This is a genomic window from Mycolicibacterium sp. MU0053 (assembly GCF_963378095.1).
Classification (GTDB): Bacteria; Actinomycetota; Actinomycetes; order Mycobacteriales; family Mycobacteriaceae; genus Mycobacterium; species Mycobacterium burgundiense.
On the sequence record NZ_OY726397.1, the window covers coordinates 4,465,840 to 4,490,209 of the forward strand.

General features: G+C 67.4%; 27 protein-coding genes. 10 read left to right on the top strand and 17 right to left on the bottom strand.

Annotation, left to right across the window (positions count from 1 at the left end; translation table 11 throughout):
- Window positions 1–268: 268 nt before the first annotated feature.
- Window positions 269–1,147: an oxygenase MpaB family protein gene (locus RCP80_RS21295; RefSeq protein ID WP_308479564.1), complete on the bottom strand. Its 879-nt coding sequence runs from the start codon at window positions 1,145–1,147 to the stop codon at window positions 269–271.
- A gap of 81 nt (window positions 1,148–1,228) precedes the next feature.
- Here RCP80_RS21295 and RCP80_RS21300 point away from each other — a divergent pair, with 81 nt between their 5' ends.
- A complete protein-coding gene (locus RCP80_RS21300; protein ID WP_308479565.1) occupies window positions 1,229–1,843 on the top strand; it encodes a TetR/AcrR family transcriptional regulator in 615 nt (204 codons plus the stop codon).
- On the opposite strand, the gene RCP80_RS21305 is transcribed toward RCP80_RS21300, so the two are convergent.
- The gene (locus tag RCP80_RS21305) at window positions 1,840–2,412 is read right to left on the bottom strand and encodes a VOC family protein (RefSeq protein ID WP_308479566.1); all 573 of its coding nucleotides are present in this window, start codon (window positions 2,410–2,412) and stop codon (window positions 1,840–1,842) included. The genes RCP80_RS21300 and RCP80_RS21305 overlap by 4 nt on opposite strands.
- Window positions 2,413–2,468: 56 nt before the next feature.
- On the opposite strand from RCP80_RS21305, the gene RCP80_RS21310 reads away from it, so the two are divergent.
- From RCP80_RS21310 to RCP80_RS21330, 5 genes are all read left to right on the top strand, one after another.
- Complete coding sequence (locus RCP80_RS21310; RefSeq protein ID WP_308479567.1) at window positions 2,469–3,074, top strand: TetR/AcrR family transcriptional regulator; 606 nt, start codon at window positions 2,469–2,471, stop codon at window positions 3,072–3,074.
- Window positions 3,074–4,159, top strand: a complete 1,086-nt coding sequence (locus RCP80_RS21315; RefSeq protein WP_308479568.1) for an alpha/beta hydrolase — start codon at window positions 3,074–3,076, stop codon at window positions 4,157–4,159. The genes RCP80_RS21310 and RCP80_RS21315 overlap by 1 nt, the downstream gene beginning before the upstream one ends.
- Window positions 4,135–5,121: a 2-hydroxyacid dehydrogenase gene (locus RCP80_RS21320; RefSeq protein ID WP_308479569.1), complete on the top strand. Its 987-nt coding sequence runs from the start codon at window positions 4,135–4,137 to the stop codon at window positions 5,119–5,121. The genes RCP80_RS21315 and RCP80_RS21320 overlap by 25 nt, the downstream gene beginning before the upstream one ends.
- A 20-nt stretch (window positions 5,122–5,141) precedes the next feature.
- Window positions 5,142–7,352, top strand: coding sequence for an acyl-CoA dehydrogenase family protein (locus tag RCP80_RS21325; protein WP_308479570.1), 2,211 nt, complete (start codon window positions 5,142–5,144; stop codon window positions 7,350–7,352).
- A gap of 101 nt (window positions 7,353–7,453) precedes the next feature.
- Complete coding sequence (locus RCP80_RS21330) at window positions 7,454–8,182, top strand: DUF72 domain-containing protein (RefSeq protein ID WP_308479571.1); 729 nt, start codon at window positions 7,454–7,456, stop codon at window positions 8,180–8,182.
- On the opposite strand, the gene RCP80_RS21335 is transcribed toward RCP80_RS21330, so the two are convergent.
- From RCP80_RS21335 to fadD2, 3 genes are all read right to left on the bottom strand, one after another.
- On the bottom strand, window positions 8,179–9,168 hold the full coding sequence (locus tag RCP80_RS21335; RefSeq protein WP_308479572.1) for an LLM class F420-dependent oxidoreductase: 990 nt from the start codon (window positions 9,166–9,168) through the stop codon (window positions 8,179–8,181). The genes RCP80_RS21330 and RCP80_RS21335 overlap by 4 nt on opposite strands.
- Before the next feature lie 42 nt (window positions 9,169–9,210).
- Window positions 9,211–9,834 (bottom strand): UdgX family uracil-DNA binding protein, encoded by a 624-nt coding sequence (locus RCP80_RS21340; RefSeq protein WP_308479573.1) that lies wholly within the window; start codon window positions 9,832–9,834, stop codon window positions 9,211–9,213.
- A 122-nt stretch (window positions 9,835–9,956) separates the two neighbouring features.
- Window positions 9,957–11,645 carry a long-chain-fatty-acid--CoA ligase FadD2 gene (gene fadD2, locus RCP80_RS21345; RefSeq protein WP_308479574.1) on the bottom strand — a complete coding sequence of 563 codons (1,689 nt, stop codon included), beginning with the start codon at window positions 11,643–11,645 and terminating at the stop codon, window positions 9,957–9,959.
- 67 nt (window positions 11,646–11,712) lie between these two features.
- Here fadD2 and ligD point away from each other — a divergent pair, with 67 nt between their 5' ends.
- A complete protein-coding gene (ligD, locus tag RCP80_RS21350) occupies window positions 11,713–12,948 on the top strand; it encodes a non-homologous end-joining DNA ligase (protein ID WP_308479575.1) in 1,236 nt (411 codons plus the stop codon).
- A 193-nt stretch (window positions 12,949–13,141) separates the two neighbouring features.
- On the opposite strand, the gene RCP80_RS21355 is transcribed toward ligD, so the two are convergent.
- Together RCP80_RS21355 and RCP80_RS21360 are read right to left on the bottom strand one after the other, a co-directional pair.
- Entirely contained in the window at window positions 13,142–13,633 is a 492-nt protein-coding gene (locus RCP80_RS21355) for a nuclear transport factor 2 family protein (RefSeq protein ID WP_308479576.1), read from the bottom strand.
- Between the two features lie 4 nt (window positions 13,634–13,637).
- Window positions 13,638–14,105 carry a VOC family protein gene (locus RCP80_RS21360; protein ID WP_308479577.1) on the bottom strand — a complete coding sequence of 156 codons (468 nt, stop codon included), beginning with the start codon at window positions 14,103–14,105 and terminating at the stop codon, window positions 13,638–13,640.
- A 66-nt stretch (window positions 14,106–14,171) separates the two neighbouring features.
- Between RCP80_RS21360 and RCP80_RS21365 the strand changes: the two genes are divergently transcribed.
- Window positions 14,172–15,110, top strand: coding sequence for a DUF808 domain-containing protein (locus tag RCP80_RS21365; RefSeq protein ID WP_308479578.1), 939 nt, complete (start codon window positions 14,172–14,174; stop codon window positions 15,108–15,110).
- Here the strand turns inward: RCP80_RS21365 and RCP80_RS21370 are convergent.
- Window positions 15,107–16,060 carry a LysR family transcriptional regulator ArgP gene (locus RCP80_RS21370; RefSeq protein WP_308479579.1) on the bottom strand — a complete coding sequence of 318 codons (954 nt, stop codon included), beginning with the start codon at window positions 16,058–16,060 and terminating at the stop codon, window positions 15,107–15,109. The two genes, RCP80_RS21365 and RCP80_RS21370, sit on opposite strands and share 4 nt — an antisense overlap.
- On the opposite strand from RCP80_RS21370, the gene ygiD reads away from it, so the two are divergent.
- Window positions 16,059–16,925 carry a 4,5-DOPA-extradiol-dioxygenase gene (gene ygiD, locus RCP80_RS21375; protein ID WP_308479580.1) on the top strand — a complete coding sequence of 289 codons (867 nt, stop codon included), beginning with the start codon at window positions 16,059–16,061 and terminating at the stop codon, window positions 16,923–16,925. The two genes, RCP80_RS21370 and ygiD, sit on opposite strands and share 2 nt — an antisense overlap.
- 72 nt (window positions 16,926–16,997) lie before the next feature.
- Window positions 16,998–17,609 (top strand): LysE/ArgO family amino acid transporter, encoded by a 612-nt coding sequence (locus tag RCP80_RS21380; RefSeq protein ID WP_308479581.1) that lies wholly within the window; start codon window positions 16,998–17,000, stop codon window positions 17,607–17,609.
- Window positions 17,610–17,614: 5 nt separating this feature from the next.
- Here the strand turns inward: RCP80_RS21380 and RCP80_RS21385 are convergent, their stop codons facing one another.
- The 9 genes from RCP80_RS21385 to RCP80_RS21425 all read right to left on the bottom strand — a co-directional run bounded on the left by RCP80_RS21385 (window position 17,615) and on the right by RCP80_RS21425 (window position 24,263).
- Complete coding sequence (locus RCP80_RS21385) at window positions 17,615–18,046, bottom strand: hypothetical protein (protein ID WP_308479582.1); 432 nt, start codon at window positions 18,044–18,046, stop codon at window positions 17,615–17,617.
- A gap of 21 nt (window positions 18,047–18,067) precedes the next feature.
- The gene (locus tag RCP80_RS21390) at window positions 18,068–18,673 is read right to left on the bottom strand and encodes a hypothetical protein (protein WP_308482967.1); all 606 of its coding nucleotides are present in this window, start codon (window positions 18,671–18,673) and stop codon (window positions 18,068–18,070) included.
- A gap of 89 nt (window positions 18,674–18,762) precedes the next feature.
- Entirely contained in the window at window positions 18,763–18,894 is a 132-nt protein-coding gene (locus tag RCP80_RS21395) for a hypothetical protein (protein WP_308479583.1), read from the bottom strand.
- Window positions 18,895–18,910: 16 nt separating this feature from the next.
- Window positions 18,911–19,717, bottom strand: coding sequence for a CbbQ/NirQ/NorQ/GpvN family protein (locus RCP80_RS21400; protein WP_308479584.1), 807 nt, complete (start codon window positions 19,715–19,717; stop codon window positions 18,911–18,913).
- Between the two features lie 10 nt (window positions 19,718–19,727).
- The gene (locus RCP80_RS21405; RefSeq protein ID WP_308482968.1) at window positions 19,728–21,233 is read right to left on the bottom strand and encodes a nitric oxide reductase activation protein NorD; all 1,506 of its coding nucleotides are present in this window, start codon (window positions 21,231–21,233) and stop codon (window positions 19,728–19,730) included.
- A 171-nt stretch (window positions 21,234–21,404) separates the two neighbouring features.
- A complete protein-coding gene (locus tag RCP80_RS21410; protein ID WP_308479585.1) occupies window positions 21,405–22,007 on the bottom strand; it encodes a TetR family transcriptional regulator in 603 nt (200 codons plus the stop codon).
- A 219-nt stretch (window positions 22,008–22,226) separates the two neighbouring features.
- Complete coding sequence (locus RCP80_RS21415) at window positions 22,227–22,928, bottom strand: hypothetical protein (protein ID WP_308479586.1); 702 nt, start codon at window positions 22,926–22,928, stop codon at window positions 22,227–22,229.
- A 41-nt stretch (window positions 22,929–22,969) separates the two neighbouring features.
- Complete coding sequence (locus RCP80_RS21420; protein ID WP_308479587.1) at window positions 22,970–23,572, bottom strand: TetR family transcriptional regulator; 603 nt, start codon at window positions 23,570–23,572, stop codon at window positions 22,970–22,972.
- 85 nt (window positions 23,573–23,657) lie between these two features.
- Window positions 23,658–24,263, bottom strand: coding sequence for a TetR/AcrR family transcriptional regulator (locus RCP80_RS21425; protein ID WP_308479588.1), 606 nt, complete (start codon window positions 24,261–24,263; stop codon window positions 23,658–23,660).
- Window positions 24,264–24,370 lie beyond the last annotated feature (107 nt).

Here is a 24,370-nt window from a genome sequence, read left to right on the forward strand (position 1 = left end):
CAGCGCACGGCCGCCCCACCCGTTCTCCTAGGCCTCTTACACGGACGTGAAGTAGTTCACGTCAACTTTGCGAAGTTAGCATTGCATAAGCTAACTGTCGAGATGTTGGGTTACCCTGCCCTAAGCCTTACGCAACTTGTCGCCACGGCGCTGACCAGCGGGTTTAGCGCCCGATCAGCACGCGTTGTGACGGTTGTGGCGTGAGCCACAAGAAGAAGTTCGCCCGAACCGGACGGCGCCGTCGTTGCCAACGGGGTCCGCCGTCGGGTCAGACCAGCGGACGTCCGGTGCGCACGCGCCGGTCCAGGTCCTTGAGCAACACGTTGAACGGGAACTGCCGCAGGAAGCGGGGCAGCACGTTGTTGACCGTCCGAAGGACACCCATCAGGCGATCGAAGCGGCGCTGACGTTGCGGGTCCCACGGCAGTCGCATCTCATCGCGGAACCGCTGCGGCAGGAAGCCCGTGGTGATCAGCAGCCAGAAGTCTTCGTGACGCTGCTGCAGAAAGCCCGGCAACGCGAGCCCACGCAGCCGGTTGGCCGCGATGGGGTACAGGTACTCGCGGACGGCGTCGTCGATGTGCACCTGGCTCAGGGACTCCTGCCAGTACTGCTCGAACGCGGCGCGGTCGGCGGGCCACATCTCCTCGGGCACCTGCAGCGTGGTGGCCAGCGGCATGCCGTCGGCGTAGTGCCGGTCGGCGGTGTCCTCGTCCATCTCGCCGATGAAGGTGCGGTAGACGTCGACGCCACCCTTGTACAGGCAGGCCCCGACCCACAGCTGCAGATCCTTGTCGAAGGCGTTGTACTTGACGGGACTCTTGCTCTCCTCGTTCGAGTACACCTGCGCATGCGCGCGGTTGACCGCCCGCCGGAACGCGGCCTTCTGCTCGTCCGAGCCCTGGGTGGCCACCGCCAGATAGGTGAAGGTGGTGCGGGCCCGCTTGATCGGGTGGCGATCCACCCGGCCGCTCTCGACCCGGCTCTCGAGCACCCCGTAACCGACCCCGGGCCGAGCCAGTTGCATGATCACATTCGCGGGCCCGGCCAGCAGCGCGACGCCCATCAGCCCGTCGTCGATGCTGGCTCCGGGCCGCAGCGCGGGTCCGCGACGCACCGGTGCGGGGCGTACTTCACTGATCGTCATTGGGCCACCTGACTGCTTAAAGTGAGAACGGCTGTTACCTGATATTGCCCGACCTGCCGATTAGGTGTCAAGATGGTGGGCATGGCCCGTCCGTACCGCGGGGTCGACGCAACCGCACGCCTGGCGCAGCGCAGACAGCGCTTCATCGATGCCGGTTTGGAGCTGCTCGGCGGCCAGACCGATCCCGAGGAACTCACCGTCCGGGCCATCTGCGCGCAATCAGGGCTGACCGTGCGCTACTTCTACGAGAGCTTCCGCGACAAGGACGAGTTCGTCGAGGCCGTCTTCGACGCCGTCACCGCGCAACTGGCGACCACCACGCAGGCCGCGGTGGTTACCGCGCCGCCGGCCGAACAGAACCGCGCGGGCATTTCCAACCTGATCCGCGCCATCACCGCCGATGCCCGGGTCGGCCGGCTGCTGTTCAGCAAGCAGTTGTCCAATGCGACCCTGCTGCGGCTGCGGCTCAAGCACCAGGGCATGTTCGTCGCGCTGGCCGGGCGGCACATCCAGGACGCCCTGCATGTCGGCGGCAGCAACCGGCTCGGCGGCACCACGCACTTCGTGCTCGGTGGGCTGCAACAGGCGATCAGCGCCTGGCTGGCCGGCGAGGTCAAGCTCAGTGGCGACCAACTCGTCGACCTGCTGGTGGACATCCTCGCCGACCTCAACGACCCCGGCCTGTTTCGGGGCTAGCTCGCCGGCACCCGCCGGTCGGCGGCGGTCTTGGGCACCGTGACATTGTCGGCCTCGCCGAATTCCTTGGTCCAGCAGGCAAATTCGAGGGTTATGCCGTCGGGGTCGGTGAAGTAGAAGGACCGCACGTACACGCCGGGGTGCAACTCGCGGGCCGCCTGCCACTCGCTTTCGTCGTGGTTGAGCACCGGCCCCACCCGCACGCCCTTGTCCTTGAGCTTCTGCCGGTACTCGTCGAACTTCTCCTGCGGCACGTGGAACGCCAGGTGGTTCATGGTGCTCACCGCGCTGACGATCTCGCCCAGGCCGGGCAGGGCGTTCGGTGACGAGATGCCCGGTACGCGGTCGGGCGCGTCGGCGAACCAGAAGAACGCCACGCAGGAACCCCCGCCGGCATCGAAGAAGAAGTGCTGTCCCATGCCGGCCGGCAGGTCCAGCGATTTGATCAACGGCATGCCCAGCACGCCGGAGTAGAAGTCCACGGTGCGCTGCATATCGGCGCAGACCAGGGCGACGTGGTTGATGCCGCCCAGGTCGAACTCGCTGTTGGGGTTGTGCGGCTTGATCATGAACTGAATGTAACATCAGGTTCAGTTACACCCAAGCAACCGCGAAGGACATTTCGGTGACACAACCGACCCGACGGGGCCGGGCGACGCAGGCCGCGATCGACGCGGCGGCGCGCACGGTGATCGCCCGCAAGGGCATCCTGGCCGCGACGGTCGCCGACATCGCCGCCGAGGCCGGCCGCTCGACGGCGTCGTTCTACAACTATTACGACTCCAAGGAGGCCATGGTCCGGGCCTGGGCGCTGCGGTTCCGCGACGAGGCGAACGAACGCGCCCAGGCGGCGACCCGCCACGGCCTGTCGAACTCCGAACGGGTCCGCGAGGCCACCGCGGCGCACTGGCACACCTACCGGCACCGCCTCGCCGAGATGATCAGCGTTTCGCAACTGGCGATGGTCAGCGAGGACTTCGCCCAGCACTGGGCGCAAATGTGCTCGATACCAACGAATTACATCAGCGAGATGGTCTCGCGCGCCCAGCAGCAGGGTTACTGCCCCGACGACGACCCGGGGCTGATGGCCCAGGCCATCGTCTCGATGCTCAACCAATTCTGTTACCTGCAACTGGCCGGCAACGCCGACCTCGACCGGGTCGACGACCAGGCCTGCATCACCACGCTGTCCAACATCTTCTATCGCGCGATCTTCAGCAAGGAGCCCTGATGAGCACCGAGATAGTCCGCACGTTCCTCGGCCTGGACTCCCCCACCGCGGGGCGTGCCGGGGCCGGCGGGCACCCGTGTCAGGGCCTCTACCACCACGCCGCAGGCCCGCCGCCGAAGGTCGCGATGATCGCCACGCACTATCAGATCGACTTCTCCGAGCACTACATCGCCGAGTATCTGGCGGCCCGCGGCATCGGGTTCCTCGGCTGGAACACCCGGTTCCGGGGCTTCGAGAGCAGCTTCATCCTCGATCACGCGCTGGTGGACATCGGCGTCGGCGTGCGCTGGCTCCGCGAGGTGGCCGGCGCGGAAACCGTGGTGCTGCTGGGCAATTCCGGCGGTGGGTCGTTGATGGCGGCCTATCAGGCCGCCGCCGTCGACGGCACCGGCCGCACCGAACTGCTGCCCGCCGACGGCTACGTCGCCAGCGCGGCCCATCCCGGCCGGCCCGAGGTGCTGACCGCCTGGATGGACGGCGCGGTCGTCGACGAGAACGACCCGGTGGCCACCGACCCCGACCTGGACCTGTTCGACGGGCGCCACGGCCCACCGTTCGCCGCGGACTTCGTGGCGCGCTACCGCCGCGCGCAGGTCGCCCGCAACGAGGCCATCACCGACTGGGCCGAGGCCGAATTGGCGCGGGTGCGCGCCGCGGGCTTCGCCGATCGCCCGTTCACGGTGTGTCGGACCTGGGCCGATCCGCGCATGGTCGATCCCACCATCGAGCCCACCAACCGTCCCCCGAATCAGTGCTACGCCGGTGAACCGGTGCACGCCAACCGCTCCACCCGCGGCATCGCGGCGGCCACCACGCTGCGCAACTGGCTCGGGATGTGGAGCTTGCGGCACGCCAAGACGCGGGCCGAACCGCACCTGGCCCGCATCGAGTCCCCGGCCCTGGTGATCAACGCCGAACAGGACACCGGCGTCTTCCCCTCCGACGCGGCCCGCATCTACACCGCACTGGCCAGCAGCGATAAGTCGCAGGTGGCCATCGACACCGATCACTACTTCACTACCCCGGGTGCCCGCGACGAACAGGCGGATACCATCGCGGCATGGATCAGGAAACGATGGGCCTGAGGGTCCTGGCGCATTTCAAGCCGGGCGACCGGGCGACCGAGAGACTGGCCGCCGAATCCGACTGGCTCGACGTGCGGTGGGTTCCGGAGGACGACGACGAGGCGTTCTATCGCGAGTTGCCCGAGGCCGAGGTCATCTGGCACGTGCTGCGGCCGTTGTCGGGTTCCGACCTGGAGCGGGCGCCCAAGCTCAAGCTCATCCACAAACTCGGCACCGGCGTCAACACCATCGACCTGGAGACCGCCGCCAAACGCGGTGTCGTGGTCGCCAACATGCCCGGCGCCAACGCCGCTTCGGTGGCCGAGTGCACCGTGATGCTGATGCTCGCGGCGCTGCGCCGGCTGCCCGAGTTGGACCGCGCCACCCGGGCGGGGACGGGTTGGCCCACCGACCCGAGCCTCGGCGATCGGGTCCGCGATCTCGGTAGCTGCACCGTCGGACTGGTCGGCTTCGGCGGTATCGCCAAGCGCGTCGAACAGATCCTGCGCTCCATGGGAACCCACATCATCCACACCTCGACCAAGCGCGACGAGCACGCCGTCAACTGGATGCCGCTCGATGATCTGCTGAGCAAGAGCGACATCGTGTCCATCCACGCGCCGCTGACGTCGGCGACCGAGGGCCTGCTGGACGCCGAGAAACTGGCCAAGATGAAGCCGGGCGCGATCCTGATCAACACCGCGCGTGGCGAGATCGTCGACCAGGATGCGCTGGTGGCGGCGCTGCAGTCGGGTCAGCTGGCCGCCGCGGGCCTGGACGTCTTCGCCGCGGAACCGGTACCGGCCGACAATCCGCTGCTGGGACTGGACAACGTTCTGCTGATGCCGCACGTGAGTTGGTACACCGCCGACACCCTGGATCGGTATCTGGATGCGGCCCTGCAGAACTGCCGCCGACTGCACGAGGGCAAGGCGCTGTATTACGTGGTCGAAGAGCAGCAGACCGCCACCGCCACCACCTGACTGCCGAGTAAGCTCGACGAATGCCGATCGCAATCAATTCCGAGCACGTAGACCTGGCCGATTCGGTGCGCTCGCTGGTGGAGCGGGTCGCGCCCTCGGAGGTGTTGCACGAGGCGCTCGAAACGCCGGTCCCCAATCCGCCACCGTATTGGAAGGCCGCCGCCGAACAGGGCCTGCAGGGTCTGCATCTGGCCGAGTCGGTGGGCGGGCAGGGCTTCGGAATACTGGAATTGGCGATCGTGCTCGCCGAGTTCGGTCGCGGCGCCGTGCCGGGGCCGTTCGTGCCGTCGGCGATCGCCAGCGCGCTGATCGCCGCGCACGATCCGGACGCCGAGATCCTCGCGGGCCTGGCCGCCGGCGAGACCATCGCGACCTACGCGCTGGACTCCGGGCTGACCGCCACGCGCCAGAGTGATGCGCTGGTGATCCGCGGCGAGGTGCGTGCCGTGCCGGCCGCCGCGCAGGCCGCGGTGCTGGTGCTGCCCGTCGCCGGCCTGGATTCGGCGACCTCGGGTTCGGAGTGGGTGGTGCTCGACGCCGAAAGCCTCGAGATCGAACCGGTGGTCGGACTCGATCCGCTGCGTCCCGTCGCGCATGTCCGGGCCAACGCCGTCGAGGTCGGCGACGACCGCGTGCTGTCGAACCTGACCCGGACGGCCGCGCACGCACTGATCTCGACCCTGCTGTCGGCCGAGGCCGTCGGCGTCGCCCGGTGGGCCACCGACACCGCCTCGGCGTACGCGAAGATCCGCGAACAGTTCGGTCGTCCGATCGGTCAGTTCCAGGCCGTGAAGCACAAGTGCGCCAACATGATCGCCGTCACCGAACGCGCCACCGCCGCAGTCTGGGACGCGGCCCGCGCGATCGACGAGGTGGCCCGCGGCGATGTCGACCTCGAGTCCGCGCACGTCGAGTTCGCCGCGGCCGTGGCCGCCACGCTGGCGCCGGTCGCCGCGCAGCGCTGCGCCGAGGACTGCATCCAGGTGCACGGCGGCATCGGCTTCACCTGGGAGCACGACACCAACATCTACTACCGGCGCGCGCTGGTGCTCGCGGCCTCGTTCGGCCGGGCCGCCGACTATCCGCAACGGGTCGTCGACGCCGCCGGCGCCACCGGCATGCGAGGCATCGACATCGACCTCGATCCCGACACCGAGAAGTTGCGCGAGCAGATCCGCGCGGAAGTCGCAGGCCTGAAGGCGATCCCACGCGAGGAGCGCAACACCGCGATCGCCGAGGGCGGCTGGGTGATTCCGCACCTGCCCAAGCCGTGGGGCCGGTCCGCGAGCCCGATCGAGCAGATCATCATCGCCCAGGAGTTCGGTACCGGCCGGGTGCGTCGACCTCAGGTGGGGATCGCCGCCTGGATCATCCCCTCGATCGTCGCGTTCGGCACCGACGAGCAGAAGCAACGCTTCCTGCCGCCGACCCTGCGCGGCGAGATGATCTGGTGCCAGCTGTTCTCCGAGCCCGGCGCCGGCTCCGACCTAGCGAGCCTGACCACCAAGGCCACCAAGGTCGACGGCGGCTGGCGCATCACCGGTCAGAAGATCTGGACCACCGGCGCGCAGTTCTCGCAGTGGGGTGCGCTGCTGGCGAGAACGGACCCGAGCGCACCGAAACACAGTGGCATCACCTACTTCCTGCTCGACATGGCCAGCGAGGGCGTCGAGATCAAGCCGCTGCGCGAGCTGACCGGCAACGCGATGTTCAACACGGTGTTCATCGACGACGTGTTCGTGCCCGACGACATGGTGCTCGGCGAGGTCGACCGCGGCTGGGAGGTCAGCCGCAATACCCTTACCGCCGAACGGGTTTCGATCGGCAGCAGCGAGCCGCCGTTTTTGCCCAGCCTGGACAAGTTCGTCGAGTTTCTCAGGGCGGGGCAGTTCGACCAGATCGAGCAGAACCACGCCGGGCAGTTGATCGCCGAGGGGCACGCCGCGAAGCTGCTGAACATGCGCTCGACGCTGCTGACGCTGGCCGGCGGGGACGCGATGCCCTCGGCGGCGATCTCCAAGCTGTTGTCGATGAAGACCGGCCAGGGCTACGCCGAGTTCGCGGTGGCCTCGTTCGGCACCGACGGGGTGCTCGGCGACGAGCAGACCCTGCAAGGCATCTGGGCGCAGTACCTGCTCGCGAGCCGGGCGACCACGATCTACGGCGGCACCTCGGAGGTGCAACTCAACATCATCGCCGAGCGGTTGCTGGGCCTGCCCCGCGACCCGTAGGCCACCACTTTCCCGCGAGCAGACACAAACTCCCCCGCTTTCCCTTGAAATTGGGGGAGTTTGTGTCTGCTCGCCGGTGAATGCGGGGTATACGCCCCGCTATGGCGATCCATATCGGAACCTCGGGGTGGTCCTACGACCACTGGAACGGCGAGCTCTACGAGCCGGGTCTGCCCAAGTCAAAACGGTTGTGGCGCTATACCCAAGAGTTCGACACCGTCGAACTCAACACCAGCTTCTATCACTGGCCGCGCGCCACCGCGTTCGCCCGGTGGCGCGACGAATTGCCCAGCGGCTTCATGATGACGGTCAAGGCACCGCGTGGGCTGACCCATGCCCGGCGACTTCGCAACCCCGAGGTGTGGATCGAACGGATCGCCGACAGCTGGCCCGAACTCGGTGACCGCCGGGCCGCGCTGCTAGTGCAACTGCATCCCGCACAGCAGCGCGACGACCCGCGACTGGAGTACTTCCTGAGCCTGCTGCCGGCCGCGACCACGGTCGCGATCGAACTGCGCCACCCGTCGTGGGACGCCCCGGAGGTCTACGAACTGCTGGAACGGTACGGGGCGGCGTATGTGGTGATGAGCGGGGCGGGCATGCCGTGCGTGCTGCGGGCCACCGCCGACTTGGTCTACGTGCGGTTGCACGGCCCGGATGACGCCGATCTGTACGCGGGTTCCTACAGCGCCGCGGACCTGCAGTGGTGGGCGCAGCGCATCGACGAGTGGGAGCGCCAGGGCCGGGACGTGTTGGTCTACTTCAACAACGACGGCAGTGGCAACGCGGTGCGCAACGCCCGGGATCTGCGGGCATTGCTGGACAGTTAGGCCGGTGCGGCGTCGCGCAGCGCGCTCAGCAGCGGCTGCGCCGCCTCCTCGAGGAACCGGTCCTGGCTCTCGTCACCGATCTGGACCACCGCGATGTCGGTGAAGCCCGCCTCCCAGTAGGCGCTCATGGCGTCGACGATGGCCTCGAGGTCGGGCCCGCACGGGATGGACTGCGCCACGTCCTCGGGCCGCACGAACTGGGTGGCCCCCGCGAAACCCGCCGGCGTCGGCAGGTCGGCGTTGACGTCCCAGCCGCCGGCGAACCACCTGAACTGCTCGTGGGCCCGTTGCACGGCTGCGTCCCGGTCGGGGTCCCAGCAGATCGGGATCTGCCCGACCACGCGGGATTCGCCCGGCAATCCGTACCCGTGCCGGGTGTCATGCCACGAGCGCACCAAGTCGGCCTCGGGTTGCACCGCGATCAGGTGATCGGCCAGCGGCGCGAACGCCTCGACCGATTTGTCGCCGGACACCGCGGTCGCGATCGCCACCGGAATCTCGGGCAGATCCCACAGCCGGGCCGAGTCCACCTCGTAGTAGGTGCCCTTGTAGTCGACGAGTTCGCCGCCGAACAACTCCCGGATGATCCGGGTCGCCTCCCGCAGCATGTCGTGCCGTCGCTTGATCGTGGGCCAGCCCTTGCCGACCACATGCTCGTTGAGGTTCTCACCGCTGCCCAGGCCGAGGGTGAAGCGTCCGTCGGCCAGGATCTGCAGCGTGGCGGCCTGCTGCGCCACCACCGCCGGGTGATAGCGCATGGTCGGGCAGGTCACGTAGGTGAACAATTCGACCTGTTCGGTGACCTGGGCGACCGCACCGAGGGACACCCACGCGTTGGGCGCGTGCCCCTGCGTCGTCAACCACGGCGAGTAGTGGTCGCTGCAGACCTCGAAGTCGAAACCCGCCTGCTCCGCCGAAATGGCGTACCGGACAAGGTCTTTGGGTCCACTCTGTTCGGTGAACAAGGTATATCCGAACCGGGTCATGTTCGTTCGGATACCCGCGCTTCGCCGCGGTAAACAGCATCCTCAGAGCAGTCCGGACGCCAGGCGCAGGTCCGACACCAGGGCCTCGAAGGCCGCGTCCCGCCGGTCGGCCGGGCCTCGCAGGACCGACGAGGGGTGTGGGGTGGCGAGAGCGGGCGTGTTCTCGGGGAGCCGCAGCACTTCACCACGGTGCGCGGTCAGGCGGAAATCGTTGCCCAGCAACGCCTTCGCCGCGGTGGCCCCCAACAAGACCACGACCTCCGGCTCCACCGCGGTGAGCTCGGCGAACAGCCAGGGTCGGCAGGCCACCACCTCGGTGCGCGACGGTGTCTGATGGATGCGGCGCTTGCTGCCCGCGGCCCGCTTGAATTTGAAGTGCTTCACGGCGTTGGTTACGTACACCTCCTCGCGGTTCACCTCGGCGGCAAGCAGTGCCTTGTCCAGCAGCCGGCCCGCCGGGCCGACGAATGGCTGCCCGGCCCGATCCTCCTGATCACCGGGCTGCTCGCCCACCAGCATCAGCCGCGCCGAGGCCGGACCGGCGCCGAACACCGTCTGCTCGGCGTCGCGGTACAGCTCGCAGCCCCGGCACCCGCGCGCGGCGTCGGCCAACGTCGTGAGGTCACCGGATTCGGGGACGAACTGCTGCGCTCCGCGGGCCGCCATGGCTTGCGGTTACCCGGATCGTCGCCCGCCTATCCGTCGCGAGCGTGCGCTGTCCCGCGGATTTGGTCGGCGTGTCGGCCGGGGACACGCCCGCTCGCGGGAAAGGGGGGACCCGCTACGGGTCAGTCGAACATCTCCCGGAGCTCGCGCTTGAGGATCTTGCCGGTGGGGTTGCGCGGCAGCTCGTCGAGGAATATCACCTCGCGGGGCACCTTGTAGCGCGCCAGGTTGGTTTTGACGTACTCCTTGATCGCGGCCTCGTCGATGGTGGCGCCATCGGCCTTGACCACGAACGCGCGCAGCCGGTGGCCCCAATCCTTGTCCTCCACGCCCAGCGCCGTAGCCTCGACGACCTCGGGGTGTCCGCTGATGAGGTCCTCGATCTCGGCCGGGAACACGTTCTCACCGCCGGAGACGATCATCTCGTCGTCGCGGCCGCTGACGTAGAGCAGACCGTCCTCGTCGAAGTAACCGACGTCGCCGGAGGACATCAGGCCGTCGATGATCTGCTTGCCGCCGCCGCCGGTGTAGCCCTCGAACGGGAAGGTGTTGCCGACGAAGATGCGACCCACCTCCCCCTTGGGGACCTCCTTGCCGTTCTCGTCGTAGAGCTTGACCTTGACGCCCTTGACCACCGGGCCCACGGTCGCCGGATTCTTCTGCAGGTCCTTCGGACGCGCGATCGAGGCGAACGCGATTTCGGTTGAGCCGTAAAGGTTGTAGACCACCGGCCCCAGATCCTTCAGGGCACGGGACGCCAGCTCGGCTCCCAGCTGCGAGCCGGAGACGAACACGATCCGCAACGACGACAGGTCGGGCTTGGGATCGGTCTTCTCCAACTCGTCGAGCAGTCTGGAGAGCATCACCGGCACCACGACCATCGCGGTTACCTTGTTCTTCTCGATGTCGGCGAGCACCGTCGCCGGCTTGAACCGGCGACGCAACACCAGCGTGGAGCCGAGCATCATCGCGATGGTGGCGTGCAGGAAACCCAGGGCGTGGAACATCGGCGCCGGCAGCGAGGTCACCTCCCCGGCGCGGAACGGCACATGCGAGAGCACCCCACCGATCGGCGCCAACGACGGTGGCGAACTGCGGTTGGCGCCCTTGGGGGTTCCGGTGGTGCCGCTGGTCAAGATGATGATCTTGGCGTGGTGACTGACCTTGGGTGCGTGCTCCTTGCTGCTGCGCGCGACGAGGTCGGCCAGCGTCTCGTCGGTGGATCCCGACGGCTCGGACGTGTCCGGGTTGGTCGCCAACGCCCGCAGCTTGCCCAGCGCCGGTTCGGCCATCGAGACGGCCTCGGTGTATTCGTCGTCGTAGATGATGACCTTGGCGCCCTCGCGTTCGGACACCTCTTTGATCTGCGGTCCGGAGAATTCGCTGTTGAGCAGGATCATCCGGGCCCCGACGCGCGCGGCGCCGTACAGCGCGATCAGGAACCAGCGGTGGTTGCGGATCAGCAACGCGACCCCGTCGCCGCCCTTGACGCCCATCGCCCGCAACCCGTTGGCCACCGCGTGGGCGGCCTCGTCGAGTTCGCCGAACGTGATCTCGCCGTCGTCGTCGACGACGGCCACCCCGTTGGGGTTGCGGCGCGCATTCAGCGCGGGAATCATGCCGAATTCGCCCCACCGTCGAATGTCGGCAACCATTGCCACCATGTTCTGCGGGGGCTCGATCCGCAGTGCGCCGGCCTCGAACATCTTGCGCGCATAGTGCAGTTCGGCCGCGCCACGTTCCGCGTACTTGCCGACCGACTGCTGCAGTTTGGCGGCTGCCAGCAACGGCAGGTCCGTGAGCTTTGCCATCGTGACAGCCTATGTGACGGGCGTTGTACCCCGGTCCCGAACGGAAAGCCGATTTACGATGGGCGACATGGCCGGCACCAGCGGTAAGAGCAACCGGAAGACAGTCCTGGAGGTCGCCGGGCGCGAAGTCACCGTCAGCCACCCCGACAAGGTCATCTTCCCCGAACCGGGCGTGACCAAGCTGGACCTGATCAATTACTACCTGGCGGTGTCCGAGGGTGCGTTGCGCGGGGTGGCCGGGCGCCCGATGATTCTCAAGCGGTTCGTCAAAGGCATTGACGAGGAGGCCATCTTCCAGAAGCGGGCCCCCAAGAATCGGCCCGACTGGGTTGAGGTCGCCGAGCTCAAGTACCGCTCCGGGACCTCGGCGGAGGAGGCGGTGATCCACGACGCCGCCGGGTTGGTCTGGGCGGTCAACCTGGGCTGCATCGACCTCAACCCGCACCCGGTGCGCGCCGGCGATCTCGAGCACCCCGACGAGCTGCGCGTCGACCTGGACCCGATGCCCGGCGTCGAGTGGCCACAGATTGTCGATGTCGCGATGGTCGCCCGCGAGGTACTCGCCGATCACGGACTGACCGGGTGGCCGAAGACCTCCGGCTCCCGCGGCTTCCACATCTACGCGCGCATCGATCCGCGGTGGCCCTACCGCCAGGTGCGGCTGGCCGCCGAGACCGTGGCCCGCGAGGTGGAGCGCCGAGCCCCGGAGTTGGCCACCAGTCGGTGGTGGAAACAGGAGCGCGAGGGTGTTTTCGTCGACTTCAACCAGAACGCCAAGGACCGCACGGTGGCCTCGGCGTATTCCGTGCGCTCCCGGCCCGACGCCCGGGTGTCCACGCCGCTGCACTGGGACGAGGTGCCGAGCTGCCGCCCCGAGGACTACACGGTGGCCACGGTGCCCGAGCGCTACGCGCAGCTCGGCGACCCGTGGGCCGGGATGGACTCGGCCGTCGGCGGGCTGGACCGGTTGCTCGAACTCGCCGAGGAGTTGGGTCCGGCCGAGAAGGCACCCAAGGCCGAGCGCGACGCGAACCTCATCGAGGTGGCGCGCACCAAGACCCGCGACGAGGCGATGGCCGCCCTCGATACCTGGAAGTCGCGTAATCCCGAGGCGGCCGCCAAGCTCGCACCGGTCGACGTGCTGGTCGACGGGATGCGCGGGCCGTCGTCGATCTGGTATCGGATCCGGATCAATCTGCAGCACGTGCCCACCGACCTGCGTCCGCCGCAGGAGGAGTTGATCGCCGATTACTCGCCCTGGGAGGGCTATACCGGCTCGCAAACACGCAGGCCATCGGGCTGAAAGTCTTACCGAAGAATTACCTTCGGCTTCCTGGCGCCTTAAGGTGCGCCACTACGTTCGTAGTCATAGAGCCCGTTGTGGCTCGCCGCGTACGACCCGAAGGTAGGTGATGACCGTGTTGCTCGACATTCGTTGGTTGCGGTTCCGTTTCTTCAACCGGCACCCCGCGCGCTAGACATCCGTCGGGCCACCGTCAGCGGCGCCCGCCCAAGCGGGCAGCCGCGTTGCGGATTCGATCGGAGATCCGCACCGAGAACACCGGATTGAACACATCCTCGCGCAGTCTCGTCAGCTTCGAGGTCTTGATCAGCCAACGCCCGTCGACCTTCTCGTAGGTCTCGGTGTAGTGGCCATAGCCCGCGAGGTTTATCCCCGGCGCCAGCCGGACCACGTCATTGAGCGCCCAGATGCCCGTCGCGGTGACCGCCGAGGTCAGTTCGATCTCGGGGGCGTGCACCTGATGGACGGTGACCTGCGACGGCTTGCCCAAGATTTTGCGCAGGAACGCGACGAACTCGTCGGCACCCGTGATGACCCGGCCGCCGGCCGCCGAGGTGTCGCTGACGAAATCGTCGGCGAACAGGGTCCGCCAGGCGCCCCAGTCCTTGGCGTCCAGGTGGCGGCAATAGCGGGCCTTGAGCTGCTTGATCGCCTCGATTTCCAGCAGGGTGGTGGCGGCATCCATGGCGCTAGTCTGCCGGACGGGCCATGGTCTGGAGGAACCCGTCCCAGTCACCGAACATGGCCCGGTTGACCAGCTCGATTCGGACCCCCAGCGGGTCCAGGTAATACGCGAAGACGGGTTCGTCGCCGGCGGCGCGAACCTCCTGTCGGTAACCGACGCGCTCGAGTTCGGCCCCGGTGGCGGCGACGTCGTCGGCCCAGTAGCCGAGGTGATGAACGGCGTTGCGCGGGGCGCTGACCCACGGCGATCCCGGCACCTCCTGAAGCACCTCCAGGTGCGGCGCCTCCAGCGAATAGGCCAGCTTGAATGGAATCTCGGCCGGGCCGTCGGCGGTGACGACGGGGACGGTGTATTCCATGGTCTGCGTCCACTGATAGCCGCCGGCCGCAGCCAACCGCTGCAGCGCGCCGTCGAAGTCGGTGACCACGATGCCCACGTGATACAGGTCGGCGGTGGACAATGCTGTGCTCATGGGGAGTCCCAATTCGTCGGGCAGTGCGAGCCTGCGAGTAACCTTCGGTTTCATGACGGAGCTGCGATGAGCGCTGGCCTGTTCGGACTCCTCGATGACGTCGCCGTCCTGGCCCGGCTGGCCGCGGCCTCGATCGACGATATCGGTGCGGCCGCCGGAAAAGCGACCGCCAAGGCAGCGGGCGTGGTCATCGACGACACCGCGGTGACCCCGCAGTACGTGCAGGGTCTGGCCGCCGAACGCGAGCTGCCGATCATCAAAAAGATCGCGATCGGTTCGCTGCGCAACAAGCTGGTGTTCATCCTGCCGGCGGCGTTGCTGCTCAGTCAGTTTGCGCCGTGGCTGCTGACGCCGATCCTGATGATCGGCGCCACCTATCTGTGCTACGAGGGTGCCGAGAAGGTGTGGGGCTGGCTGCGCGGCCACGACAAGCACGCCGTGCCGGCCGCGGCCGTCGGTGGCGATCCGGAGAAGTACATGGTGACCGGGGCCATCCGCACCGACTTCATCCTGTCGGCCGAGATCATGGTGATCGCCCTCAACGAGGTCGCGAGTCAGGCCTTCCTGCCGCGGCTGATCATCCTCGTGGTGGTCGCTTTGGTCATCACCTTTGCGGTGTACGGGGTGGTGGCCGGGATCGTCAAGATGGACGACATCGGCCTGCACCTGGCCCAGCGCACGTCGACGTTCGCCCAGAAGGTCGGCCGCGGTCTGGTCGCCGGGATGCCCAAACTGCTGAACGCCCTGTCGGCGATCGGCACCATCGCGATGCTCTGGGTCGGCGGCCACATCCTGCTGCTGGGCACCGACACCCTGGGCTGGCACACCCTCTACGAGTTCGTGCACCACGGCGAAGAAGCGGTCCGCAACGCGCTGCCCGCGGTCGGCGTGGTGTCGGCCTGGCTGGTCAACACCGCCGCCTCGGCCGTCATCGGCCTGACGGTCGGCGCGGTGGTGGTCGGGATCATGCATCTGCTGCCGTTCGGCAAGAAGGCCGCGCACTAACGGTGTAGCGCGGCCGCGGCCGAGCGGACCGCGTCGGTCAGGCGCACGATGATCGGGCTGTCGAGCTTCCAGCACTGCCAGTACAGCGGCACGTCCAGGTGTTGGTCGACGACCGGCCGGAAGTCGTCGTCGACGAGCGGTTGCGGATACATCCCCCACCCCAGCCCCGCCCGCACCGCCGCGCCGAAACCTTCCGGGGTGGGGATGTAATGCACCGGCCTGCCGATGTCGCGCCGAAACACCTTGCGCACCAACTGGTCCTGCAGCCCGTCGAGCCGGTTCCAGGCCAGCGACGGCGCCTGCGTGACGGCGGCGGCGGTGAAGCCGTCGGCCAGATAGCGTTCGAGGTAGGCCGCGCTGGCCACCGGGACGTAGCGCATGGCGCCCAGCGCCGTCACCCGGCAGCCCGGCACCGGGGCCCGTTCGGTGGTGACCGCGCCCATCACCGCTCCCTCGCGCAGCAGCCGGGCGGAATGGTCCTGATCCTCGATCCGCACGTCGAAGAGCGGTCCGGCCAGCTCGGCGAACACGGCCGTGAACCACGTCGCCATCGAATCGGCGTTGACGGCCAGGGCAATTCGCGGGTAATCGGCCGAACCCCCAGTGGCCTCGACCAGCGCCTCGGCCTCCAACAACGCCGTTTGCGCCGCCAGGCGTAGCAGCGGAATGCCCGCCGGGGTCGGAGTGCACGGTTTATCGCGGACCACCAGCACCTGGCCCACCCGGGATTCCAGCGCCTTGATGCGCTGGCTGACCGCCGACGGCGTGACGTGCAGGCGATCCGCGGCGGCGTCGAAGCTGCCGCATTCGATCACCGCGGCCAGCGCCGCGAGCTGGTCTGCGCCCAGCCGGGCGTCGGTGTTGGTCAAGCCGGCGTCGATTTGAGCCTCCCGGTGAATCTCTACCAGTGTGCCGCCCGCGTCCGGAATTTGCGGGGATGATGGCGCCATGGCCGACACCACTGAGCTACTACCCGCGGCGTTCATCGGCCACGGCAGCCCGATGAACGCTCTGGAGCTCAACAAGTACACCGCGGCGTGGCGCGCATTCGGTCAGGCGGTCCCGCGACCCCGCGCCATCCTGGTGGTCAGCGCGCATTGGTACATCAACGCCACCGCCGTCACCGCCATGGCGCGTCCCCGCACCATCCACGACTTCTACGGGTTCCCACGGCCACTGTTCGAAGTCGACTACCCGGCGCCAGGGCTGCCCGAGTTGGTCGGGGAGATCCAAGAAGTCGTGCAGCCCACCTGGGTCGGCGCCGACGTCGACAGTTGGGGCATCGACCACGGCACCTGGTCGGTCCTCGTGCACGCCTTCCCCGACGCGTCCATCCCGGTGGTGCAACTGTCCATCAACGCCGACAAGCCGTTGGACTACCACCTGGAGCTGGGCGCCAAGCTCGCGCAACTGCGCGAGCGCGGCGTCCTGATCATCGGTAGCGGCAACATCGTGCACAACCTGCGGCAGATGAGCCAGGACCACCCGGACACGGGTTACGGGTGGGCGCAGCGCTTCGACGAGGCGGCGCGAGACGTGTTGACCTCGACGCCGGAGGCGGCGGTCCGGCTCCGCGAGCACAGGGACTACGCTGCGGCGGTACCGATCCCGGATCACTTCATCCCGCTGCTCTATGTCGCCGGCGCGGCGGGCGCGGCCCGGGCACCGTTGACCGAGTTGGTCGACGGGTACTGCTACGGCTCGCTGTCGATGACCTCCTACACGGTCGGGATGACGGTGCCCGCGGCCCAGGCTCCCGCGGCCGGCGCCGAGCGCGCACGGATGGCCGTACCGGCGGATCAGTCGAACATCTGACATTAGCTTTCCTAATGCACCATAAGAATATTTAGCTGTACTGATTCGCTGCCGAACCCTACCGTCGGAACCATGAGTTCTCCGCCGCCGATGGTCTTCGCCACCGGCTTCGTCACGTCGCTCGCGCTGATCGCGGCCATCGGGGCCCAGAACGCGTTCGTGCTGCGCCAGGGCATCCGTCGGGAGCACGTGGGCACCGTCGTCGCGCTATGCGCGGCATCCGATTTGGCGCTCATCGCCGCGGGGATCGCCGGGTTCGGCGCGATCGTCGCCGCCCACCCCGATGTCGTCACCGTGGCCAAACTCGGCGGTGCGGCATTCCTCGTCGGCTACGGCGCGCTGGCCGCCAAGCGAGCATTCCGCCCGGCCACCCTGGCACCCGCCGCCGTGGCGCCGGCGCGGTTGACCGGCGTGCTTGCCACGTGCCTGGCGTTGACGTTCCTCAACCCACACGTCTACCTCGACACCGTGGTGCTGCTCGGCGCGCTGGCCAACGAACATCGCCAGGGCCGTTGGTTGTTCGGGATCGGCGCGGTCACCGCCAGCGTGGTGTGGTTCGCGACGCTCGGTTTCGGCGCCACCAAGCTGTCCCCGCTGTTCGCCAAACCGTCGACCTGGCGGGCGCTCGACGGCCTCATCGCCGGGACCATGGTGGCGTTGGGTTGCTACCTCGCGCTGTCCTGACGGGTTCACCCTGCGGGCTGCTCAGCGGCCTGGCGCGCCATGCGTTCCTCGTAGCGATCGACAAGTTCGCGGAAGCCCAACCGGTCATAGCCCGGGACCGGTTGCACACCCCACTGGTCGCGCGCGGTGTCCTTGCCCTCGGCGCCCTCCGGCGGCCCGAGCGGCGGGTACGGATACTTGCATTCCAGCGCGTCGTCGGAGAACCGGACCTTCAGCAGTTCGCTGCAGATCTGGGTGAGGCTCAGCGTCGGGTAGCCGTAATAGACCGCCATGAAGGGCAGCGTGAAGGCGCCCTCGATGACCAGGGCGATCAGGCATACCAACACCGCCCGCTTGATCCATTTGTGCATGCGGGCGTAATAGGGCGTGGTACCCGGCGGCAGGTCCGCGGCCGGATCCTTCTCGTCGGCGTCCGGGGTCGAAGATGGTGAGGTCATGGTGTGGGCTCCTTAACCTGTTCAGTCCGTGAAGATTTCGCGGTTGACCGTGTGCAGATACGGGATCGCGAGGAATGGCGTGATGTAGAAGATGTCGTAGAGCCACCAGCCGATGACCGGGAACACCACCCCGGCGTAGCGGATGTCGGCGAACATCGTCATGTTCAGGACGTAGACCGGCCAGATGACCACACCCATCCAGCAGGTGATGATCATCCACTGGTGCCCCCAGCGCTTCATCTGCAGGAAGCCGATCGCGGCGGCGGCGCGCATCGCGAACACGGTCAGGATGAAGCCGATGACGTAGGCCTTCTCGCCGGGTGCCGACGAACCGCCGACCCACATCTCGTTGTAATGCCAGAAGTAGCCGGCGTCGAACATGTTGCCCCAGCCGATCATCAGCACCCGGTTGATCAGGGTGTGGTTGCCGATCATGTCCAGGGCCCAGCCGAGGCTGTTGAGCATGCCGTCGATCAGCACCAGGTACCCGATCAGGGTGACGATCATCGGCCGCACCGACAACCCGGCGCGCTGCGCTTGCCGCTGCAACCAGACGCCGCGCATGAAGATCGGGAACCCGATCAGGCCCGGCGCCCACATCCCCATCAGCGCGGCGCCGATGATCATCCATTTGTCGGCTCGGCGCTGCGCCCGCCGGGATTCCTCGTGGTGGTCCTCGAGGCTCACCGAGCCCGCGGCGGTGGTCTGCGATGCGCTCACAGGTACCACCACCCACGGTCGAACGACATCCACAGCTGGATGAGGAACATCGTCAGCAGAAAGCCGTAGATCACGATCTGGAAGACGATGAGCGCCCTCTTACGCTTCTTTTCCTTCTGATCAACCATGTGGAAACTCCTTCCCTTACAGTGGCCGGTGGCCGGGGCTGTCGGTGGCCAGCAGGCTGGCGGCGGCCACCTCACGCAGACCGTCGCTGATCGCCCCGTCGGTGCTCAGCGGCGCCAGGATGCAGGCCTCGGCGGCCTCCAGTTCGCCGGCGCCGGCGGCGATCAGCTGGGCCGCGGTGACCAGCACCCGGGTCGACGGCGGCTCGAAGTGAAAGGCCTCGTCCGCGGTGCGAATCGCGATGGCGCACTGGACGAGTCGCCGAGCCGCGGCCAGGTCGACACCCGTTTCGGAGACGACCGCCTCGGCTTCGCGATCCGGGGGCAGATAGCTCATCGGCAGCGTGACGAACCGCTGCCGGAACGACGGCTTGAGTTCCTTCAGCGAGCTGCGGTAGGACGGGTTGTAGGAGCACACCAGCATGAATTCGTCCGGCGCGTGGACGACCTCGTCGGCGCGGTCCAGATAGAGCGTGCGGCGGTGGTCGGTCAGCGAATGCAGAATCGCCAGCGAGTCGTGCCGCGCCTCCACCACCTCGTCGAGGTAACAGATAGCGCCGGCCTTGACCGCGCGGGTCAGCGGGCCGTCGGTCCAGATCACGTCCCCGCCGGTGACCATGAAGCGGCCCACCAGATCCGAGCTGGTCAGATCGTCGTGACAGCTGATGGTGACGACGGGTCGGCGCAGCAAGGTGCCCATGTGCTCGACGAATCGGGTCTTGCCGCAGCCGGTCGGGCCGGTGAGCATCACCGGGATCTTGCGGGTGAAGGCCTGCTCGAAAAGTTGGACCTCGTTGCCGTTCGAATAGTAGGTGTCGTTTGTCATCTGTCCCCTTTCATGCGGTGACCAACTCGCGATGGACGTGTGCCAGCACGCGCGGCAGTTCCTCGATGCGCCGAATGCGTTGGGAGCGGCGAGGTCCGAAGACCTCCGGAAGGGGATCCACCCGGGTGGGTCCGACCCCGACGTAGTAGACGGACACCCCCGCGTCGTTGGCTTCCTCGAGGGCATGCGCGGCGTCGGCCCAGGCGTAGCGGCCCTCGTAACCCTCGTCGGAGATCATGCCGTCGCCGATGATGATCAGCAGCCGCCGCTCCGACGGCTGATCGAGCAGCCTGGAGGTCAGGTGCCGGATGGGGGCGCCGAGGCGGGTGTAGCCGCCGGTGGACAGCCCCAGCCCGCTGGGCGGGACGAACCGCGGGTCCGGAAAGTCCTTGAGGCAGCGCACTTCCACGCGGTGGCGGGTGTTGCCGGTGAAGACGAAAATGCCGTGTCGTTCCCGAGCCTGCTTCATGGCGCGCGACAGCGCGTCGGCGCAGGCCAGCTCCAACCGGAACACCCGGCCGCCGTGGACACCGAGCGAGGAGCTGCCGTCCAGGAGCAACGCGGTGCTGACGTCCCGGTCGCTGGGCAGCAGTTCCCGAAAGACCCGCGGCTCGGCGGCCTCGCCGGTCCGCAGGTCGACATAGTGCCGCACGTACTGGTCGATGTCGAGATCCGAGCCGTCCTCCAGGCGGTTGGTCATGGTGCGGTGGGTGTGCTCCTCGAACCACTTACGCAGATCGGCCGAGGAGTTCTTCGCCGCGCCGATCCGGGTGTCGCGGGCCAGTTCGAGAACCGCGACATGGTCGGGCATGAAGCTTTTTGTCCACTGGTTCCACTCCGGGTACGGGATGCCCGGCCGGTGCTCCGGCGTGACGTCCATGTCGTTGTCCTCGGGCCGGCTCGGCGGGGGCAGGTTCGGATTGCGCACGCCGCCGTCGCCGCCGACGGGCACCGAATACGGCCGCGGCATCCGTTTTTCCGTGGTGGTCCACGGCATCCGGCCGAACTGTCGACGCATCTTGTCCACGAGCCCGGTCGGCGCGGTGAACACCGCGGGCAGCTTGCCCAGCAACGGGTGCGGGCTGATCCCGTCGGGCGTCTGGGCCAACTCGATGGCACGGGTGATCATGGTTTGGGTCGCCATAGCGGGATCGGCCGGTTCGAGGTCGGGCAGGACGCGCGCGAACTCCGGCATCAGGCCGGGCCAGCGGGCGGCGATCCAGCCCAGCGCCACGCCGGCCTCGACGACCGTCAGGGCGCGAATCTCGCGGGCGGACAGTTCATTCAGGCGGTACTCGCCGACCCGGTCCTTGGACTCCGCACACTGCAGGGCAATACCGCAGGTCAGGGTCCGCCGGGTCCACTCCGACCCGACTGGCGGGTACGGCACGTGAACGAACCTGCGGGCCGAACTCAGACCGAAGCCGCGGTGCTCACCGGTCACCAGTCGCACACCTTCGCGGCGCTGTTCGCTGAGCGCAACCGCGGTCAAGGAGCAACTGCGTTCGATCGCCATGGCCGGCAGGCCGGCGGGATCAGCCACGGTCGACGCCGTTCAGAACGTTCCGAGGTTGGAGAACATCCAGTACCAAAACCAGATGACCAGCGCGGTGCCACCCCACGCTCCGACGTATCGAAGTATCTCCCAGACGTATCCCCACACGTTGTGACCTCCTTGTTGACGGATTCATCGGATCTCCAGGCCGCGTACCGCGGAAGCGACCAGCTTTTCCAGCATGGCGTCGCGGCTTGCGACGGATTCGCCTGTGCTGAGCACGCCGTAGACGCCGAGCAGGAAGAACACCGCATTGGAGAACGGGTCCACGTCCGGATGCACGGCCCCCTGGGCCCGGGCACGTTCGATCTCCCGGACCAGCTGGACGATCACCGGGTGGTCGGTCCAGTTCTCCGACTCCGGGCGCGAGGGCGAAAAGTGCAGTGCGACGAGTTCTTTGAACAATGGGCTGCCGAATCGGCGTTCGATGCCCTGCACCAGCGCCACCACCTCGGTGAGCGCCGAGGCGAGCTCATGGGTGCCGGCCAGAAACCGCTCGAACTGCGCGGCGACCCGCGCCTCCTCGCGACGTTCCAGTTCCAGCAGGACGTGCTCCTTGGTGGGGAAATGGAAGTAGAAGGTGCCGTGCGCGACGCCCGCGGCCGCCACGATCGAGTTCACCTCGGCGTCGGCCATCCCCGAGCGCTTGAACTCGGCGATCGCCGCGCCGAGGATGCGCTCCCGCGTCTGCAGCCGCTGCGTCTCCCGCGTGGTCGGCTTGACCTGTGGCGTCATGATGGACCATTTCTAACTCACTGACTGACTTAGGTCAATAGCAATTCAGTGATGGCGTTCCTGATTCGGGGTATTGCAGCGCTGGGCAGGGTCTTTAAGCGTTGCCGGCACCGCGATCGAACGCCCCTACTGAGACACGTCACTGACACAGGTCAGGTCGTGTCGAGACATCGAGCCGACGAGCAGGGCGCAGCGCAACCCACGTTCGGCGAATTGCCGTCAGTCGGTGAATATCTCGCGGTTCACCGAATGCAGGTACGGGATCGCGAGGAACGGCGTGATGTAGAAGATGTCATAGAGCCACCAGCCGACAACCGGGAAAACCACCCCCGCGTAGCGCACGTCGGCGAACATCGTCATGTTGATCACGTAGACGATCCAGATCACCACGCCCATCCAGCAGGTGATCACCATCCACTGGTGCCCCCAGCGCTTCATCTGCAGAAATCCGATACCGGCCGCGATCCGCATGGTGAACACCGTCAGGATGAAGCCGACCTCCAGCGCCTTCTCCCCCGGGGCCGTCGCGCCGCCGACCCACAACTCGTTGTAGTGCCAGAAGTAGCCGGCGTCGAACATGTTGCCCCAGCCGTTCAGCAGCACTCGCGCCAGCAGGGTGTGGTGTCCGACCAGGTCAAGGGCCCAACCGACGGTGTTGATCGCCGCGTCGACGATGACGCAGTAGCCCAGCAGGGTCACCAGCATGGGCCGCACGGTCAGTCCGTTGCGGTGCGCCCGGCGCAGCAACCACACCCCGCGCAGAAAAAGCGGCAGACCGAAGATCCCCAGTGCCGCGGTCCCGATCAGCAAGCTGCCCGAGATCAGCCACTTATCGGCCTGGCGTTGCGCCAGGCGCGACTCCGCCATGTGGTCCTCGAGGGACAACCCGGCGAGGTTCGAAGCGGCAGCGGGGGGACGCATGGTCGCTGACTTTAGTCATGCAAGTCCGCAATCGACAAGGCTCAACCCGCAGGCGCCACACTGCGCAGGGTGCGCTTCACCAGATCGTCGAGTAGCTCCCGACGCATCGGATCGTTGGTGGTGATGGCCAGTGCATAGAGGCACAGCAGGAAAAAAACCGCGCTGTTGAGCGCGTTGACGTCACTGGCAACCTCGCCGCCCGCGCGTGCCCGCTCGATCTGCTCGGCGAGCAATACCACCAGCGAGTGGTCGCCGCCGCCCTCCGCGGGCGGACGGGTCTGCGAAAAGTGCAGCGCCAAAAAGTCTTTGAACAACACCTCGCCGAGGCGGCGTTCCAGGCCCAGCACCAACCGGGCCGCCTCTTCCAGCGCCGCCTCCAGGCCATGTCCCTTGTTGAGGAACTTTCCGAACTGCTTGGCCATCCGGTCTTCTTCGCGCTGCTCCAGCTCCAGCAGCACATGTTCCTTGGTCGGGAAGTGAAAAAAGAAGGTGCCGTGGGCAACTCCGGCGGCGGCCACGATGGCCCCGACGTCGGCGTCGGCCATCCCGGCCCGCTTGAATTCGGCGACGGCGGCCCCCATCAACCGCTCCCGGGTTTGCAGGCGCTTCGTTTCGCGCGCAGAGGGCCCGTTGACCACAGCCATGTCGCTCCGTCTCGTCGTACCCCAGCCACCCGGGCTGCCCCGGATCGTCACCCACGACAATATCGTCTGGGTTGCGCGAGCTGATTCAGCGCTGCGTCGACTCGTAACCCTTGCTCAGCCAGTACACGGTGCGCTCCAGGCTGGGCAGGATCTCGGTGCTGGCAATCTCGCCGGCGGCGAACCGGCCCAGCAAGCCGTAGACGACGTTGGTGATGACGGTGTCGAGATCCGCGACGAACCCCTCGTCGACGTCGGCGAGCACCTGCAGGAACGCAGGAACGACGGCGTCCAACCCTCGGCGCACCAGTTGCTCACCCCCGGGCGCGGCCCGGGCCTGGAAGTAGGCCTTGAGCATCGCGGGGTGCCGCTCCCAGGGCTCGAAAATGGTGCGCAGCACCCGCATCTGGCCGTCGTAGAACGACTCGCCGGCGGCCCGCTGCTGCCCCGTCAGACCTGCGTAGCGATTCTCATCGAGCCACATGTGCAAGGCGGCAAGGATCAGACCGTCGCGGGTGCCGTAGTGCTTGTAGATGGTGGCCAACGACGTACGGGCGCGGCGGGCGACCTCCCGCAGTTGGACCGCGTCGTAGCCCTCGGTTTCCAGGATCTCGACGACGATGCCGAGGATGCGGCGGTCGTGGGCCCCGGGGGCGACCCGCCCGTCCGGCGCCATCGCTTCAGCTCCCGTCATCGTTTCCGCCAACCCCTTGCCCTCGTCCTGTAACAGGGTTACTGTACCGGCTGTAACGCTGTTACACACCTCGGTCGCACACCGGCGTGCCCCGCGACGAAGCGAGA

Coding starts and splice junctions, on each gene's coding strand:
- RCP80_RS21340 (WP_308479573.1), bottom strand. CDS start 9,834: ATGGCGGCCCGCGGAGCGCAGCAGTTCGTCCCCGAATCCGGTGACCTC.
- RCP80_RS21330 (WP_308479571.1), top strand. CDS start 7,454: ATGGCGATCCATATCGGAACCTCGGGGTGGTCCTACGACCACTGGAAC.
- RCP80_RS21400 (WP_308479584.1), bottom strand. CDS start 19,717: ATGACAAACGACACCTACTATTCGAACGGCAACGAGGTCCAACTTTTC.
- RCP80_RS21425 (WP_308479588.1), bottom strand. CDS start 24,263: ATGACGGGAGCTGAAGCGATGGCGCCGGACGGGCGGGTCGCCCCCGGG.
- RCP80_RS21320 (WP_308479569.1), top strand. CDS start 4,135: ATGGATCAGGAAACGATGGGCCTGAGGGTCCTGGCGCATTTCAAGCCG.
- ygiD (WP_308479580.1), top strand. CDS start 16,059: ATGGCCGACACCACTGAGCTACTACCCGCGGCGTTCATCGGCCACGGC.
- RCP80_RS21325 (WP_308479570.1), top strand. CDS start 5,142: ATGCCGATCGCAATCAATTCCGAGCACGTAGACCTGGCCGATTCGGTG.
- RCP80_RS21360 (WP_308479577.1), bottom strand. CDS start 14,105: ATGAGCACAGCATTGTCCACCGCCGACCTGTATCACGTGGGCATCGTG.
- RCP80_RS21410 (WP_308479585.1), bottom strand. CDS start 22,007: ATGACGCCACAGGTCAAGCCGACCACGCGGGAGACGCAGCGGCTGCAG.
- RCP80_RS21370 (WP_308479579.1), bottom strand. CDS start 16,060: ATGGCGCCATCATCCCCGCAAATTCCGGACGCGGGCGGCACACTGGTA.
- RCP80_RS21380 (WP_308479581.1), top strand. CDS start 16,998: ATGAGTTCTCCGCCGCCGATGGTCTTCGCCACCGGCTTCGTCACGTCG.
- RCP80_RS21355 (WP_308479576.1), bottom strand. CDS start 13,633: ATGGATGCCGCCACCACCCTGCTGGAAATCGAGGCGATCAAGCAGCTC.
- RCP80_RS21305 (WP_308479566.1), bottom strand. CDS start 2,412: ATGATCAAGCCGCACAACCCCAACAGCGAGTTCGACCTGGGCGGCATC.
- RCP80_RS21295 (WP_308479564.1), bottom strand. CDS start 1,147: ATGACGATCAGTGAAGTACGCCCCGCACCGGTGCGTCGCGGACCCGCG.
- ligD (WP_308479575.1), top strand. CDS start 11,713: ATGGCCGGCACCAGCGGTAAGAGCAACCGGAAGACAGTCCTGGAGGTC.
- RCP80_RS21420 (WP_308479587.1), bottom strand. CDS start 23,572: ATGGCTGTGGTCAACGGGCCCTCTGCGCGCGAAACGAAGCGCCTGCAA.
- RCP80_RS21385 (WP_308479582.1), bottom strand. CDS start 18,046: ATGACCTCACCATCTTCGACCCCGGACGCCGACGAGAAGGATCCGGCC.
- RCP80_RS21365 (WP_308479578.1), top strand. CDS start 14,172: ATGAGCGCTGGCCTGTTCGGACTCCTCGATGACGTCGCCGTCCTGGCC.
- RCP80_RS21395 (WP_308479583.1), bottom strand. CDS start 18,894: ATGGTTGATCAGAAGGAAAAGAAGCGTAAGAGGGCGCTCATCGTCTTC.
- RCP80_RS21300 (WP_308479565.1), top strand. CDS start 1,229: ATGGCCCGTCCGTACCGCGGGGTCGACGCAACCGCACGCCTGGCGCAG.
- RCP80_RS21405 (WP_308482968.1), bottom strand. CDS start 21,233: ATGGCGATCGAACGCAGTTGCTCCTTGACCGCGGTTGCGCTCAGCGAA.
- RCP80_RS21335 (WP_308479572.1), bottom strand. CDS start 9,168: ATGACCCGGTTCGGATATACCTTGTTCACCGAACAGAGTGGACCCAAA.
- RCP80_RS21390 (WP_308482967.1), bottom strand. CDS start 18,673: ATGATCATCGGCGCCGCGCTGATGGGGATGTGGGCGCCGGGCCTGATC.
- RCP80_RS21315 (WP_308479568.1), top strand. CDS start 3,074: ATGAGCACCGAGATAGTCCGCACGTTCCTCGGCCTGGACTCCCCCACC.
- fadD2 (WP_308479574.1), bottom strand. CDS start 11,645: ATGGCAAAGCTCACGGACCTGCCGTTGCTGGCAGCCGCCAAACTGCAG.
- RCP80_RS21415 (WP_308479586.1), bottom strand. CDS start 22,928: ATGCGTCCCCCCGCTGCCGCTTCGAACCTCGCCGGGTTGTCCCTCGAG.